This window comes from Pseudomonas sp. CDFA 610, assembly GCF_021147865.1.
In the GTDB taxonomy this organism is placed as follows: Bacteria; Pseudomonadota; Gammaproteobacteria; order Pseudomonadales; family Pseudomonadaceae; genus Aquipseudomonas; species Aquipseudomonas alliivorans.
Window position 1 is genome coordinate 84,592 of record NZ_JAGTPM010000008.1, and the last position, 15,538, is coordinate 100,129.

At 60.6% G+C, this 15,538-nt stretch carries 14 protein-coding genes and 1 pseudogene; 8 read left to right on the forward strand and 7 right to left on the reverse strand.

Features of this window, described 5'->3' with window-relative positions:
• Positions 1-14: 14 nt before the first annotated feature.
• Positions 15-812, reverse strand: coding sequence for a hydroxymethylpyrimidine/phosphomethylpyrimidine kinase (locus KDX39_RS16140; protein WP_099229578.1), 798 nt, complete (start codon positions 810-812; stop codon positions 15-17).
• Between the two features lie 357 nt (positions 813-1,169).
• On the opposite strand from KDX39_RS16140, the gene KDX39_RS16145 reads away from it, so the two are divergent.
• The 4 genes from KDX39_RS16145 (at position 1,170) to KDX39_RS16160 (ending at position 7,147) form a co-directional block, all read left to right on the forward strand.
• Positions 1,170-3,164, forward strand: a complete 1,995-nt coding sequence (locus tag KDX39_RS16145) for a sensor histidine kinase (RefSeq protein WP_231661043.1) — start codon at positions 1,170-1,172, stop codon at positions 3,162-3,164.
• Between the two features lie 117 nt (positions 3,165-3,281).
• Positions 3,282-4,931, forward strand: a complete 1,650-nt coding sequence (locus KDX39_RS16150; RefSeq protein WP_231661044.1) for an acyl-CoA dehydrogenase family protein — start codon at positions 3,282-3,284, stop codon at positions 4,929-4,931.
• A gap of 52 nt (positions 4,932-4,983) precedes the next feature.
• The gene (amn, locus tag KDX39_RS16155) at positions 4,984-6,447 is read left to right on the forward strand and encodes an AMP nucleosidase (protein ID WP_004885040.1); all 1,464 of its coding nucleotides are present in this window, start codon (positions 4,984-4,986) and stop codon (positions 6,445-6,447) included.
• A 67-nt stretch (positions 6,448-6,514) separates the two neighbouring features.
• Positions 6,515-7,147, forward strand: coding sequence for a pseudouridine synthase (locus tag KDX39_RS16160; RefSeq protein WP_231661045.1), 633 nt, complete (start codon positions 6,515-6,517; stop codon positions 7,145-7,147).
• A 22-nt stretch (positions 7,148-7,169) separates the two neighbouring features.
• Here KDX39_RS16160 and KDX39_RS16165 read toward each other — a convergent pair whose 3' ends face one another.
• The gene (locus KDX39_RS16165) at positions 7,170-7,649 is read right to left on the reverse strand and encodes an Lrp/AsnC family transcriptional regulator (RefSeq protein WP_024685294.1); all 480 of its coding nucleotides are present in this window, start codon (positions 7,647-7,649) and stop codon (positions 7,170-7,172) included.
• 351 nt (positions 7,650-8,000) lie between these two features.
• A pseudogene (locus tag KDX39_RS26435) lies at positions 8,001-8,489 on the reverse strand (hypothetical protein); the annotation flags it as partial.
• Here KDX39_RS26435 and KDX39_RS16170 point away from each other — a divergent pair.
• The gene (locus KDX39_RS16170) at positions 8,490-9,203 is read left to right on the forward strand and encodes a DUF6515 family protein (RefSeq protein ID WP_231661188.1); all 714 of its coding nucleotides are present in this window, start codon (positions 8,490-8,492) and stop codon (positions 9,201-9,203) included.
• A 6-nt stretch (positions 9,204-9,209) separates the two neighbouring features.
• Here KDX39_RS16170 and KDX39_RS16175 read toward each other — a convergent pair whose 3' ends face one another.
• Both KDX39_RS16175 and KDX39_RS16180 read right to left on the reverse strand, forming a co-directional pair.
• Positions 9,210-10,103 (reverse strand): cation diffusion facilitator family transporter, encoded by an 894-nt coding sequence (locus tag KDX39_RS16175; protein ID WP_231661046.1) that lies wholly within the window; start codon positions 10,101-10,103, stop codon positions 9,210-9,212.
• Positions 10,104-10,130: 27 nt separating this feature from the next.
• Positions 10,131-10,550, reverse strand: coding sequence for a polyribonucleotide nucleotidyltransferase (locus tag KDX39_RS16180; protein WP_231661047.1), 420 nt, complete (start codon positions 10,548-10,550; stop codon positions 10,131-10,133).
• A 391-nt stretch (positions 10,551-10,941) separates the two neighbouring features.
• Between KDX39_RS16180 and hrpB the strand changes: the two genes are divergently transcribed.
• Positions 10,942-13,476, forward strand: a complete 2,535-nt coding sequence (gene hrpB, locus KDX39_RS16185) for an ATP-dependent helicase HrpB (protein WP_231661048.1) — start codon at positions 10,942-10,944, stop codon at positions 13,474-13,476.
• A 70-nt stretch (positions 13,477-13,546) separates the two neighbouring features.
• Here the strand turns inward: hrpB and KDX39_RS16190 are convergent, their stop codons facing one another.
• Positions 13,547-13,795, reverse strand: coding sequence for a CsbD family protein (locus tag KDX39_RS16190; RefSeq protein ID WP_231661049.1), 249 nt, complete (start codon positions 13,793-13,795; stop codon positions 13,547-13,549).
• Positions 13,796-14,251: 456 nt separating this feature from the next.
• Between KDX39_RS16190 and KDX39_RS16200 the strand changes: the two genes are divergently transcribed.
• Complete coding sequence (locus KDX39_RS16200; RefSeq protein WP_004885007.1) at positions 14,252-14,413, forward strand: DUF2986 domain-containing protein; 162 nt, start codon at positions 14,252-14,254, stop codon at positions 14,411-14,413.
• Between the two features lie 47 nt (positions 14,414-14,460).
• On the opposite strand, the gene KDX39_RS16205 is transcribed toward KDX39_RS16200, so the two are convergent.
• Entirely contained in the window at positions 14,461-14,919 is a 459-nt protein-coding gene (locus tag KDX39_RS16205; protein ID WP_231661050.1) for a GNAT family N-acetyltransferase, read from the reverse strand.
• Positions 14,920-15,068: 149 nt separating this feature from the next.
• On the opposite strand from KDX39_RS16205, the gene KDX39_RS16210 reads away from it, so the two are divergent.
• Positions 15,069-15,521 carry a cell division protein gene (locus tag KDX39_RS16210; RefSeq protein ID WP_231661051.1) on the forward strand — a complete coding sequence of 151 codons (453 nt, stop codon included), beginning with the start codon at positions 15,069-15,071 and terminating at the stop codon, positions 15,519-15,521.
• Positions 15,522-15,538 lie beyond the last annotated feature (17 nt).

Here is a 15,538-nt window from a genome sequence, read left to right on the forward strand (position 1 = left end):
CTCATGGCGGTGCGTTACGAACAGAAGTCCAGCGGAAGACGGCGGGGGACGAATTGCCCCTTGCCCAACTGCTCGGCGTCACGCAACGTTCTCCAGGTGTAATCGAGGGCGGATTTTACGGCGCTGACCGTTTCTTCGCCTTGTGCCAGCCGTCCCGCCAGGGCACTGGCCAGCGTGCAGCCCGACCCGTGGTAACTGCCGGGCAGGCGCTCGCAGACAAAGGTGTGGGTCTGGCCGCCACGAATGTAGAGACGGTTGTGGATCTGTTGTTCGTCGCCATGTCCGCCGGTAATCAGCAGATGTTCGCAGTAAGGCAGCAGCTTTTCTGCGCACTCATCCGCCGTACCTTCAGGCAACTCCGCAAGGATGCGGGCTTCCGGCAGGTTGGGCGTGGCGATGGCCGACAGCGGCAACAGTTGTTCGCGCATGGCATAGCCGACTTCGTCCTTGCCCAGCCGTCCGCCGCCACCGGCTCGCAACACGGGGTCGCAGACCATGGGCAGATGCGGATTGGCCCGCAGCAGTTCGACGACGGTATCGACCATTTCCAGCGAGCCGAGCATGCCCAGTTTCACAGCGGCCACGCAGGAGTCGTTGAGGACGGCATGCGCCTGGGCCAGCACCCAGTCGCGATCGAGTACACGAAAATCACTGACATTGACGGTATCCTGAACCGTCAGCGCGGTGATGACCGGAGCGGCATGGCAACCCTGGGCGAGCAGGGCTTCTATATCGGCCTGCATGCCGGCACCGCCACTAGGGTCGTGGCCGGAGAGGCAGAGGACAACGGGGCGGGAGCTATAGATATTCATGGTGCGCGAGCTTATCACTAAACCCCTCTCTGGCCGTCTGTCGACGAGCGAATTTCTTGCGAGTCGACAGGGCGCACGGGGCGCTCGAGGAGCCTCTTCAAATCCGAAAAAATTCATGTTTGGCCTGGAAAGGCCGAGATAGAGCCATCGCTTTGATTATTAAAGCGATGGTGCCTTAAAGCTATTAAGGACTATGCTTCACTATTCCGAGAGTCTGCCGAATGGCCCGCCCGCCGCGGTGTCCGCAGGCAGTTGTCGTGTACCGGTCATACCCTTAAGCCTGTTTCAAGGATAGACATTTGCAGGACGTCGCCATCAACGGATGGAGTGGCCGCGACGACCGACCTTGGGGCTTTAATGCGCTATCTGCTAATCATGCTGGCTGTCTGGCTGCCAATGCTGGCTCATGCTGTCGAGTTCGATGAGAACACTCAGTTCCTGCCGCTTGGGCGGGCGATTCAGGTGTTCGAAGACCCGACGGGTGCGGCGACAATCGAAAGCGTGAGCTCCGAGGCGGGCACGCGTGAGTTTCGCCCCCTGCAAACCCGCACCTTCAACGCTGGCTACTCGCATTCGGCTTTCTGGCTGAAAGTCGATCTGTTGTATCGGCCCCGCACTGCCGATCAGCACACGGACTGGCTGCTGGAGCTGGCGTATCCGCCGATGGACCGCGTCGACTTCTACGCACAGGACGCCGGAGGGCGCCCGGCGCTGATCTGGCAGACCGGCGACATGCTGCCGTTCGCCAGCCGCCAGTTCAAACAGAACAACTACCTGTTTCAACTGGATGTACCGCCCGGTCTACAGCGCACCATTTATTTGCGCCTCAAAAGTGAAGGCTCGGTTCAGGGGCCGCTCAATCTCTGGTCAACCCATGCCTATCTGGAGGCCCAGCCTGCGCGCATCTACGTGTTCGGGCTGATCTACGGCGTGCTGTTGGGGATGCTGGTCTACAACCTGTTCATCTTCATCAGTGTGCGCGACCCGGATTATCTCTATTACATGCTCTATGTCGCGTCGTTCGGGCTGTATCAGATGTCGATCAACGGGGTCGCCATCGAGTATCTGTGGCCGAATAACCCATGGTGGGCGAATGCATCAACCCCGTTTCTGATGGCAGTGGCGACGCTGTTCGCCTGCCAGTTCTCCCGCAGTTTCCTGATCACTCATCGTCTGGCACCCTGGCTCGACAAGCTATTGCTGACGATGGTCGGCGCTGCCGCCGTGGTTATGGGCATCGCGTTGTTTCTGGGCTATGGCCCTGCATTGCGCTCGGCGACGTATCTGGTGGTGGCCGGGGCGCTGGTGATCTATCTGGCGGGCATTGTTGCTGTTGTGAAAGGTGAGCGTGTCGGACGCTACTTCGTGATCGCCTGGTCGGTATTCATGGTCGGCGGGGTAATTTTCGGTCTGATGCTGCTGGGCAAATTGCCCAATACCTTCCTGACGATGTACGCCTGCCATATCGGCACGGTGCTGGAGATGGCGCTGCTCTCGATGGCGCTTGCTGACCGCATCAACCATGCCCGTCGGCAGCAGGCGCAGACGCTTCTGGCAACCGGCAGGGATCTGGAGCGCTTGAATCAGCAACTGGCAACCAGCAACCGTCTCAAGGACGAGTTTCTGGCCACGCTCACCCACGAGCTACGCACGCCCATGAACGGGGTGATCGGCTCGCTGGAACTCATGCAGACCCTGAAGCTGGGCGACGAGTTGGAGATGTATCAACAAACCGCCGCCAGTTCCGCCCAGGACATGATGAGCATGATCAATGGCATTCTGACCCTCACCGAGCTTCAGGCTGGTGTGCTGTATGCCGAGTGCGATGCGTTCGACCTGAGTGATCTGTTCGAGCAGTTGCAGGAACGTTTCAACAGTGCGGCGCAGGCCAAGTTGCTGGCGTTGACCTTCGACCTGGACGACAAGCTGCCTGCCACGGTTCGTGGCGATGCCGACAAGCTTTACCAGTGCGTCGAGTGCCTGCTGGACAATGCCATCAAGTTCACCCGTGAAGGCGCGATCAGGGTCCGGGTCAGCGGTCAGCCGCAGGACGTTGACCGTCTGCGCCTGCGGGTCGAAGTCATGGACACCGGCATCGGATTCAACCGTCTGGACGAAGTCAATCTGTACGAGCACTTCTTTCAGGTCGACGGCTCGATGACCCGTCAGTACGGCGGGCTGGGCATCGGCCTGGCAATCTGCCGCAAGCTGGTCGAATTGCAGGGCGGTGAATTGAGCCATCATTCCGAGCCGGGACAGGGCAGTTGCTTTACCTTGAGCCTGCCGATGCTGATGGCCATACCAGGCGCGGTCCGCAAGACGCCCGAATTGAAAGCCCACTGGGGTATTTGATCCTGGCAGTGCAGGGCAAAAGCGCCGGTGATTCGGCGCATACGGCACTTTTTAAAGGCGAAGCCTTGGGCGCATGATTCACTCCTGCTCATGAAACACGCAGGGAGAACATGACTCATGAACCTGAATCAATTCGCCGAAACCCACGAAGTCACCAATCAACCTCCGCCGCTCGACGGAGCGAATCTCTACCGAATTGATCTGCCTTTGCAGCAATGGAGCAAGCGCTACGGCGCAGGCTGGGCCGAGTCGCGCATGGATACTTATGGTGCGCTGGCAGGCGGCCCCTTGATGGAAGCCGGGTTTCTCGCCAACCAGAACAAGCCGGTGTTCGCCAGTCACGATCGATACGGCCATCGCATCGACCTGATCGAATTTCATCCGGCTTACCATCAGTTGATGAACACAGCCATCGAGCATGGCATCCCTTCAATGCCCTGGACCGATCCGCAGCCCGGCGCTCATGTAGCGCGAGCGGCGATGAGTTATCTGCACACTCAGGCCGATCCCGGCAGCGGCTGCCCGCTGACGATGACCTTCGCCAGCGTTCCGGCCTTGCGTCTGCAACCCGATCTGGCCGAGATCTGGCTGCCCAAGGTGCTTTCCACTCAGTACGATTCGCGCAACGTCGGCATTGCGCACAAGACCGGCGCGACCATCGGCATGGCCATGACTGAGAAGCAGGGCGGCACCGATGTGCGCAGCAATACCACGCGGGCCTGGCCGGTCGGCGCGGGTGGGCCGGGGCAGGCTTACGAACTGGTCGGGCACAAATGGTTCTGCTCGGCGCCGATGTGCGATGCGTTCCTCACGCTGGCGCAGACCGACAAGGGGCTGAGCTGTTTTCTGTTGCCGCGTCATCGGCCGGACGACACGCGCAACGAGTTCTATATCCAGCGCCTCAAGAACAAGCTGGGCAACTGGTCCAACGCATCCTGCGAAGTCGAGTTCAGGGGCGCGTTGGCCTGGATGATCGGTGAAGAAGGGCGCGGTGTGGCAACCATCATCGAAATGGTCGCCATGACCCGCTTCGACTGCATGATCGGCTCCAGCGCGCTGATGCGTCAGGCGCTGACCCAGGCCACCCATCACTGCGCGCACCGCTCGGTGAGTGGTCGTCTGCTGGCCGAGCAGCCATTGATGCAGAACGTGCTGGCCGATCTGGCGCTGGAAAGCGAAGCGGCGCTGGCGCTCACCTTGCGCATGGGCCGCGCGCTGGACCATCTGGATGATGCCCATGAAGCGCGCTTTGTGCGGCTGGTGACGGCGGTAGGCAAGTACTGGATCTGCAAGCGCGCCCCGGCCATGATCAACGAAGCCGCTGAGTGCCTCGGCGGCGCGGGTTATGTCGAAGACAGCATTCTGCCGCGCCTGTACCGGGAAGCGCCGGTCAACTCGACCTGGGAAGGCTCCGGCAACGTGCAATGCCTGGATGTATTGAGAGCGCTGTCGAAGGAGCCGGGCGTGCTCGATGCCTTGTTCGACGAGCTGGGTGACGGGCAGGGTGATCGACGCCTGGCCGCGCACATTGCCACGCTGAAAGACGCCTTCACCGATTTGAGCGACATGCAGTATCGCGCCCGCCAACTGACCGAAGACATCGCCGTCGCTCTGCAGGCCAGGCTGTTGCTTGAAGCGGGCAACGCGGCCGTCAGCGACGGATTTATCGCTGGTCGAATAGCCGCTGGCGGGTGTGTGTACGGCGCATTGCCGCGAGGGGTGGATGTCGAAACATTAGTGTCCAGAGCGTCGCCGCAGGTGGCATGAGCACGCGAACCCGTTACGATGCAGGTCTGCAAGTTCAGACAGGACATGAAACGTGACCCAAGCCTTTGTTGTTGTAGACACTGCCGAGCAAGCTGTTGAGCGTCTCGCTGAACTGCACGAGCGTGCAACCAGCGCGCTGAGCCAGGCGCTCAAGCGTTACCTGAAAGACCGCGTCGAACCCAGCGCCGAAGAGCGAGCGCAGTTCCGCTACCCTGAATTGCGCCTCAATTATCAGTGCCACGGCGAAGTCCCGCTGACCACTCGCGCCTACGCCAAGGTCCAGCTGCCGGGCACTTACAGCGTCACCGTCACGCAGCCCAAGGCGTTTCGCAAATACCTGCTGGAGCAGCTCGGCCCGCTGATGAGCGACTTCACCGTGACGGTCGAAGTCGGGATGAGCGAGCAGAACATTCCTTATCCCTACGTTGTGGAACAGGGCGATGAACTGGCCGGTTCCGGCGTGACCGCCGCTGCGCTGGCCCGGGTATTCCCGAGCACGGACCTGTCGGCCGCGACCGATGGCATCGCCGATGGCCTTTACGACTGGGCCAACGTCGATCCGCTGCCGTTGGCGCTGTTCGACGCCGCGCGCGTGGATTTCTCGTTGCGTCGCCTGGTGCACTACACCGGCAGCGACTGGCGTCATGTGCAGCCGTGGATCCTGCTGACCAACTATCACCGCTATGTCGACCAGTTCATCCTGCATGGTCTGGAAAAGCTGCGTGAAGATCCGCGCTTCGTGCGCATGGTCCTGCCCGGTAACGTCATTGTCGACAAGAGCATGAGCCAGGACGAAGCCCAGGCCATCGTCGCCAGCGTGGTCTGGCACCGTTATCAGATGCCCGCCTATCACCTGATCGCTGAAGACGGTCATGGCGTGACCCTGGTCAACATTGGTGTGGGCCCGTCGAACGCCAAGAACATCACCGATCACCTGGCGGTCTTGCGTCCGCATTGCTGGCTGATGATCGGCCACTGCGGCGGCCTGCGCCAGTCGCAAACCATCGGCGACTACGTGCTGGCCCACGCCTACATGCGTCGCGACGGCATTCTGGATCGCGTGCTGCCGCCTCACATTCCGATTCCGGCCCTGGCCGAAGTGCAACTGGCCCTGCAGGAATCCGCTGCGCAGATCACCGGTGAGCGTGGCGAAGAGCTCAAGAAGCGTCTGCGCACCGGCACTGTGCTGACCTACGACGACCGCAACTGGGAATTGCGCTGGGCGCAGGAGCGTCCGCTGATCAACCTGTCCCGCGCCGTGGCCGTGGACATGGAAAGCGGCACCATCGCCGCCCAGGGTTATCGTCTGCGGGTGCCATATGGCACGTTGCTGTGTGTATCCGACAAGCCGTTGCACAGTGAAATCAAACTGCCGGGCTCGGCCAACGCGTTCTATGAGCGTGCTGTCAGTCAGCATCTGAAAATCGGCATCGCAGCGCTGGACCTGCTACGCACCGAGCTGAATTCGCTGCACTCGCGCAAGCTGCGCAGCTTCGATGAACCGCCGTTCCGTTGATTGCGTTTGGTATTTGCAGAAAGGGCCACTAAAGTGGCCCTTTCTGTTTTCCGATTACCGAATGCCAATGTCCCGCATCCAGCGTCCCGCCTCCCGCCGTCCTCAAACCAGCCCATCAGGCGCTCCCCGGCGTGTAGCCAAGGCGCCACCCGCCGAGCCGAAGCTGATCCTCTTCAACAAGCCATTCGACGTGTTGACCCAGTTCAACGACGAGCAGGGGCGGGCGACGCTCAAGGATTTCATCGATATTCCCGGCATCTACCCGGCAGGCCGACTGGATCGTGATAGCGAAGGGCTGCTGTTGCTGACCAACGACGGGCAGTTGCAGGCGCGTATTGCCGATCCGAAGCACAAGCTGGCCAAGACCTATTGGGTGCAGGTGGAGGGCGAACCGAGCGAGGAGCAGTTGCAGCAACTGCGTGAGGGTGTGCAGCTCAATGACGGCCCGACCTTGCCCGCCGAAGCACGGCAGATCGAAGAGCCCGCCCTTTGGCCACGCAATCCGCCGGTCCGCTTTCGCAAGAGCGTGCCGACAAACTGGCTGGAACTGGTGATCAAGGAAGGCCGCAATCGACAGGTGCGGCGCATGACGGCTGCCGTGGGCCTGCCGACGCTCAGGCTGGTGCGCGTCAGGATCGGCGACTGGACGCTCGACGGGCTCGATCAGGGTGAGTATCGCGAAGTGCCCGCCAAACTGTAATCGTATCGCTCGGTTCAGGCCCTCAACTGCGCAGATGAACCAGCGGCATTTCGGTGCTGGCCAGGACCTGATTGAGCACAAAGCTCGACCGCACGCTGGTCACGCCTTCGATACGGGTCAGGTGCCCCAGCAGCAGTTTCTGGTAATGATCCATGTCAGGCACCACGACTTTCAGCTGATAGTCCGCTTCCATACCGGTTACCAGGCTGCATTCGAGTACCTGAGGCAGGTTGCGGATCTGTTGTTCGAAGTTCTCGAAACGCTCCGGCGTGTGGCGGTCCATGCCGATCAGCACGTAGGCGGTCAGGTTCAGACCCAGCTTCTTGCGATCCAGCAAGGCCACCTGCCGCACGATGTAACCGTCATCTTCCAGTTGCTTGACCCGGCGCGAGCACGGCGACGGCGACAGACCAATGCGTTCCGCCAATTCCTGGTTCGAGATGCGCGCGTCCTTTTGCAATTCGGCCAAAATGCTCAAGTCATATCTGTCGAGCTTGCTCACGATCTACCCCTTTATGATTTGGATTGCGCAGGATTATTCATCTGAAGTCAAAAATTGCGCAAGTAATGTTTTATAGAGCAACATTAGCAATCCTCTGCCAACGCCGCAGGCCTATTCTTTTAACCAGAATCACTGCCCGGACACAGCGTCCAGCGCGACCCGCCGAATCAGGCCAGTCGCGGCCTCCCACCCAACCGGGTGCGCCAGGCCCCCGGGCTGCATACTGTCCACAAGACGGCATGAAGTGAGCCGATGCCACAAGCGTCGCGCCAGGACGAAGTATCCCAAGGGGGCCAGCTGGTCCCCTTTTCTTTGCGTCCTGATAAAGTGCACAGAACGGCGCATCGCTATCACAGTCTCAACTACGTCCATCCGCGCTCTAGTGAGGAAAGCATGAAATCTGGCATCTGGCAGTTCGCGGGTTTGAGTCTGTTATGCCTGAGCATCAGTGCCCACGCGCTGGCCGACGAGCGTGACGATTCACGAGGCAATGCCATCGACGGTGGACCGCAGCGACAGCAACAGCAGAATCAGCAGCGTTTTCAGCAGCAGGAAAATCAGCAGCGGCAGATGCAGCAACAACAGAACCAGCAGCGTAATGTCGAGCGTCAGCAACAGCAGCAGATTTATCAGCAGCAGAACCTGCAGCAACGCCAGATCCAGGAGCAGCAGAACCAGCAGCGCCAGGTCGAACGCCAGCAGCAACAGCAGATTCAGCAGCAGGAGCTCCAGCAACGCAACGTGGAGCGTCAGCAGCAACAGCAGATCAACCAGCAGCAGCGTGAACAGCAGCGCCAGATTCAGGAACAGCAGAATCAACAGCGCCAGCAGCAACAGCAGTTGAGACAGAATCAGGACAATCTGCCGATCCAGAGTGGCCCGCGCGAAGCCTGGCAAACCCAGCAGCCGCGTCAGGGTTATTACCAGGACATTCCGCGTGGCAACAACCGTAACTGGTCGGCTGGCAACGGCAGACCCGATGACCGCTGGAACGGACGTCCGGACGGTCACGGCAACGGCTGGGGGCCAGGCCCGCGTTATCGTCCGGGTTACGCCATCGACAATGTCCCGCACGGTTATTCGCGCATACCCTATCGCGGGCAGGACTACTACTATTCCGAGGGTTACTGGTATCGGCCGCAAGGCCCACGCTATGTGGTCGTGAACCCGCCCTACGGCGCACGTGTGCGCAGCCTGCCGTCCTATTCACAGGAAGTATGGATTGGCAGCAGTCTGTTGTTTCTGGCGGCAGGTACGTATTACACGTACCAGTCGGACAGTCAGGAGTATGTGGTGGTCAATCCGCCGCAGAACGAGACGGTGTATGCACAACCGGTGCAGCAGGGTAACGGTTACGACCCGGTCGCCTATCCGCTCAACGGTCAGAGTCAGCAGCAGGTCGAGCTGGATCGCTACCAATGCTACCGCTGGGCCGCGGAACAAAGCGGCTTCGATCCCGCGAATGTCACGTCCCAGCCCCAGGCCGAAGTTGTTGACCTGTACCGGCGTTCGATGGGTGCCTGTCTGGCCGGGCGCGGTTATAGCGTCAATTAAAGCTGATCAGGCGCGAGCCTGCTTCACCACTTCCTGAGGATCGGCGTGCACCAGCACTTCGGCCTTCGGGTATTTCGCGTGGATGGCGTCGGCAACCTGATCGCATAGCGCATGGGCGACAGACAGCGTCAGCGCGCCCGGCAGTTCAAGGTGCAACTGCACAAACCAGTGATTGCCGGAAATTCGCGTGCGAAGATCATGCGCACCCAACACACCGGGCACACCACACGCCAGTTCAAGCATGTGCGTGCTGACATCGCTGGGCAATTCCTCGTCCATCAGCACGGAAACCGTTTCCCTGGCGATCTGAAAAGCGCTCCACAGAATGTACAGCGCGATCCCCAGCCCGAAATACGCATCCAGCTGCTGCCAGCCGAAGTACGCGAGCGTCAGCGCCAACAGGATACTGGCGTTGAGCAGCAAGTCGGAGCGGTAGTGCAGGGAGTCGGCCCTTATCGCGGCAGACCCCGTTGCCTTGATCACCCGGCCTTGCAGAGTCAGCAGCGCGAGTGTCAGCGCAATAGACACCACCATCACGATCATGCCCAGCAATGGGGCTCCCAGCGGCTCGGGGTTTTGAATACGCTGCACCGCCTGAAAGGCAATCAACACGCCGCTGACACCGATAAACAGCGCCTGCGCCATGCCCGACAGTGCTTCCGCCTTGCCGTGACCGTAACGATGATCGTCATCGGCCGGGCGCAGGGCGTAATGCACTGCCAGCAGATTGAGAAAGGACGCCGCGCCGTCCAGCAGCGAGTCGGTCAGGCCCGCCAGCAGACTGACCGACCCGCTGATCCACCACGCCACGCTTTTGGCCAGGATCAGCGTGATCGCCACGCCAAGTGAAGCCCGCGTCGCGAGACGCAACAATCTGCTGTGTTCGGCACTGGTGCTCATGACGCGTCCTTCAAACCTGAAAAAAGATTACGCAGCGGGAGTCAGGCCCAGCGAAGCCAGTTGCTCGACGCTGCCCTTGTGCTGAATCAGACGCGGGTCGTTCAACGGCAGCGAACGGCCCAGCTCGGTTTCGAGGATGGCTTGCAGCTTGATGTTGTCGACACTGCCATCGGCCTTGATCGCCGGCTGCAGCTTCTGCGGATCGATCTGCGCATGCTCGCCCGGTCCGTAGTAGATAGCACCGGTCGCGAAGTCCACCGCAAAGGCAATCACGCCTGGAATGATATAGAACAGCAACCCGAACGCATCCAGCGCCGCAATGGCCGGATCGACCTTGCCATCAATCTGACCACGACGGTCAGGGTAGAAAATACTGCCGCAGGCGGTCAGCTGGGTCAGCAACGTGGCGACCACAACGCCACCAATCAAACGGGAAGGAATGCGCATGGAAAGCTCCTGAGATGAAGAGGGCAACTATACAAGGCAAAGGCTGCAAGGCTAAGACTATTGAGTGGTGGGGTGGTTCTGGTGAACGGGTTATCCGATAGGCTCGCCGCGCCGCTGATCGTTCCTCACGCTCAATCGGGCTTACACCATGGCGGCTGGCTAAATAAGTATTCCGTGGGAGATGCCTCTTTGTTTCTGGTACGGCACTGTCTGGTAGCAAACACAGGACTGTGGCGGTTTGCCGGCGATCTGCCGGGGACCGGCAGCAAAACCGGCGAATGTCGTAGATCAGACGCCGTCAAGGGTCGCTGCGTTGGCACGATCAGCTCGGGATGAGCTTAGGTTTGCACGCACCTCACCCGTATAATCAGCCGCCTGTTCTGGAGCTGCCATGATTTCCCTCCCTATCGATGCCGTCCTGCCCACCTTGCGTGAGGCGCTGTCCACCCGTCACGAGGCTGTGCTCGAAGCCCCGCCGGGTGCGGGCAAGACCACGCGTGTGCCACTCGCGCTGCTGGAGGAAACCTGGCTGGCCGGGCAAACGATCCTGATGCTGGAGCCGCGGCGTCTGGCTGCACGTGCTGCCGCCGAGCGTCTGGCGAGCGAGTTGGGTGAGAAGGTGGGCGAGACCGTGGGCTATCGCATCCGCCTGGAAAGCAAGGTCGGCCCCAAGACCCGCATCGAAGTGGTCACCGAAGGCATTCTGACCCGACGTTTGCAGGACGATCCGGCGCTGGAAGGCGTCGGGTTGTTGATTTTCGATGAGTTTCACGAGCGCAGTCTGGATGCCGATCTGGCACTGGCCCTGAGTCTGAATGGGCGTGAGCTGTTTCGCGATGATCAGCCGCTGAAGATTCTGCTGATGTCGGCGACGCTGGAGGGCGAGCGGTTGGCTGCGTTGCTGGACGACGCGCCGGTTGTGCGCAGCGACGGACGCATGTTTCCGGTGACCCTGCAGTGGGGGCGTCCTTTTCAGCCCGGCGAGTTTATCGAGCCTCGCGTGGTGCAGACCGTGCTTGACGCGCTGGGCAGCGAGTCCGGCAGCCTGCTGGTGTTTCTGCCGGGGCAGGCCGAGATTCGCAGGGTCAATCAGCAACTGGCCGAGGCGCTGGGCGAGCGCGACGATATTCTGCTGTGTCCTTTGCACGGCGAACTGGACCTGAACGCTCAGCGTGCGGCCATCGAGCCTGCGCCCAAGGGGACGCGCAAGGTGGTGCTGGCGACCAACATTGCCGAGACCAGTCTGACCATCGACGGCGTTCGGGTGGTGATCGACGCCGGACTCGCGCGGGTCCCACGATTCGATCCGGGCAGCGGCATGACGCGTCTTGAAACCCAGCGCATCTCCCGCGCCAGCGCCACGCAGCGCGCCGGACGGGCAGGGCGGCTGGGGCCGGGTGTGTGTTATCGCCTGTGGTCCGAGGCGCAGCACGATCAGTTGGCGGCTTACGGCACGGCGGAAATCCTGCAGGCCGATCTTGCCGGGCTGGCGCTGCAACTGGCGCGCTGGGGCGTGACGCCTGCTCAACTGGTCTGGCTGGATGTGCCACCTGCTGCAGCGTATGCACAGGCGCAGGACTTGCTGGTGCGTCTGGAAGCGCTGGGCAGTCAGCCGGAGCAGACGCGCAGCCTGACGCCCCATGGTCAGGCGATGGCCGAGCTGCCCGCTCATCCACGCATCGCCCATTTGCTGTTGCGCGGCCATTCGCTGGGGCTTGGCGATCTGGCGAGTGATGTCGCAGCGCTGTTGGGCGAGCGGGATATTCTGCGTGGTGCCGGGGCCGATCTGCATAGTCGCCTGACCTTGCTGGCTGGAACCGAGCGCGCAGCACGCGGCGCACAGGGTGGTGTGCAACGGGCCAAACAGTTGGCGCGTCAGTACCGTGGCTACCTGCGTGGCAAGGCTGAAAGTCCGGTCGCTGATCCCGATCACCCACGCTGGCTTGGTGCATTACTGGCGCTGGCCTACCCGGACCGTGTCGCCCAGCAGCGTCGAGCAGGCGGTGCTGAATATCGGCTGGCCAACGGTCGCGCTGCTTTGTTTGCCGAGGCCGATGCGCTGATGAAGCAACCCTGGATCGTCATAGCTGATCTGGGCAGCCGCCAGGGGCAGCGCGAAGAGCGTATCTATCTGGCTGCCGAATTCGATTCGGCGTTGTTCGATTCCGTGCTGACCGAGCAGGTCACGCTGCTCGATCAGATCGACTGGGACGAGCGCGAAGGGGTGTTCCGCGCAGAACGGCAGCGCAGGGTCGGCGAGTTGATCCTCAGCCGTGAGCCCCTTACCGGGCTCGACGAAACCACACGCAGCCGCGCCTTGCTCGCGCTGGTCCGGCGCAAAGGTCTGGAGCTGCTGCCATGGACGCCGGAACTGCGCCAGTGGCAGGCGCGGGTCACTTTGTTGCGTCAACTGGATCTGGAAAAACAGCCTTCCAGCGAATGGCCGGATGTGAGCGACGCCAGCCTGCTCGAAACACTGGAAATCTGGCTGCAGCCTTATTTGGGCAAAGTCACGCGGCTCAGTCATTTCGGCAACCTGGACCTGTCCTCGATCCTGCGCAATCTGCTGCCGTGGCCGTTGCCGCAGCGCCTTGACGAGTTGGCACCGCATCACCTCAGCGTGCCCTCCGGCTCATCGGTGCGCCTGGATTACAGCGAACACCCACCCATCCTTGCCGTGCGCCTGCAGGAACTGTTCGGTCTGGCCGACACCCCGCGCATCGCCAATGGCAGACAAGTCGTCAAACTGCACCTGCTGTCACCCGCCCGCCGCCCGGTGCAGGTCACGCAGGACCTGGCCAACTTCTGGCGCAGTACGTATGCAGAGGTGAAGAAGGATCTGAAGGGCAGGTATCCAAAGCATTACTGGCCGGATGATCCGCTGGTGGCGGAGGCGACTGCGCGGGTCAAGCCAAGGGGGACGTGAATGGGCAGGGGATGGCAGGAGAGGAAATAAAAAAAAGGGAATGCCCAGGCGGACACTCCCTCTTGCTGAATCAGCGACGCAAGATGCGGCTGAGCAACACTGCTGCAACGGCACCGATAGCGAAAGCCGCGACAGGCTTCTCTCTGACGAACGCAGACACGTTGTCCAGCGCATCGCCGTAAGTCTTGGTCAGTTGACCGGAGGCCTGGCGGCCGGCACCTTCGGCTTCCAGCTTCGAATCACCCAACAGCCTGCCGACCGCGCCCTGCGCCTTGCCGACGAGCTTTTCTGCAACACCTTCTACCTGTTCACTTTTCATGATTCATCAAACCTTTGCTTTTCAGTGGGAAGCTCAGAATCGGACTGAGCGGGTGGCCGGAATCTATCTGCACAACGTTAGGTGAGCGCGGCTGATGATTAGTTCAATGGTTGTGAGCTTGGGGTTTGTCAGGAAAGGTCATAAGCATTCGAGATCATGCGAGAAGCCAGGCATCGCGGATATCCGACCTATCTCTATTTCGTCTCCACAGAAAACCCTGAGATTAATGTCGGCCGTGTGGCGATACGGGTTAGAGAAGGCGGTCATCCTGTCGAATCGATAACAGTCCGAGATTATTCCTGACTGGCTTTTTGAGGCCTATGTCGACAAGGTAGACGGTAAACAGGACCTGGGTGCAGACTGATGGGAGCCTTCCATTCAACGATGCCGCGGTACTGATAATCCTTCAGCATGTATTTGGACGATCCACTTCCAACGTTTTCCGAGCCCAATCCCATGAATCGCCGCAAAAAAATCAATCAACTGTTGAAAGCCAACGCCAAGAAGGCCAGCGCCAAACTGGCCCCTCGAAAGAAGTCTACCTATGTGAGTAAGGCAGACCGGGCCAAACTTGCGGCTGAAGCCGGGCAGGAGTCTGTCGTCTCTTCCGAGAGCTGAGTCACAGAGCTTGAGCAGCACCGGATTCGTATTGCGAGTGTATGCACTCATTGATCCTCGAGTCGTTTCTCCATAACAATCGTGCTCTCAGCCCCATGAAATTCGTCGCGGATTTTTTGATAGCCCAACGTGATGTAGAACGCCTCTGCGGTAATCGATGACGGCACCCGCAAAGCCGGGATTCCAGCGCGGGCGGCCGTAGCGTGAATGACGTTCATTAACCGCCGGCCGACTCCGCGACCATGGCAAGCAGGATCGACAAAAACGCTTCTGACGACATGACCATCGAGGCTTGCAGTACCGATGATCTGTTCGCCGTACACCGCTACGAATACCTTGCGCTTGTCGAGCATGGCGTTGACGGCTTCAGGCGCAAAGCCCTGCTCGACCTCTGCGATAACCTCAGGCGGGTAATCCTGTGCGTTTGAGCTGCGCAGAGCGGCGATCACTAAACGGCTGATAACTGCCGTGTCCTCGACTGTAGCGGGGCGAATCTGACACTGCATATCGATGGCCTCATTCTTTGATCATCACAGCGTAGCCTGCCGTCCTGCATATCCCATGAACGTCTGCGGCTTTGCTGCCACATGCCTTGCGTATCAAGCAACCCCGAAAATCTCTACACTCGGCCCTCCCAAAGATGTAAGGATCTGTGATGTCGCTCCCTGCCTGGCCTCTTCGACGCATGCTCGTGACCTGGTTATACGCAGCCGCACTGGCGCACGTACTGGGTGCCATCGTGTTCACATGGGCGGGATTTTCCGGGTGGCTCGACGGCTATCTGCTTACGCTTGAGCAGGCATTCTGGACCGAGGCGGCGCCCGCTGCGGCGCGGGCGCAGCAGACCTGGTGGGCGGCGCTGTTCGGCGCGACGCTGCAGACCTATTCGCTGTACATGCTGGCGCTCGTGCACCTCGGCAATCGCCTGAAAAGCCACCTGCCCTGGGGCTGGCTGATGGCTGGTCTGCTGCTCTGGGCGCCGCAGGACATCGCGATTTCGTTGCGGGCTGATGTCTGGTCGCACGTCTGGCTGGATGGCGCCGCGCTGCTGGCTCTTTTGCCGCCTCTGCTCTGGCTGTATCGCCATGACCGTGCTCAAGCCGATTGAATCTGCATTCTGTACTG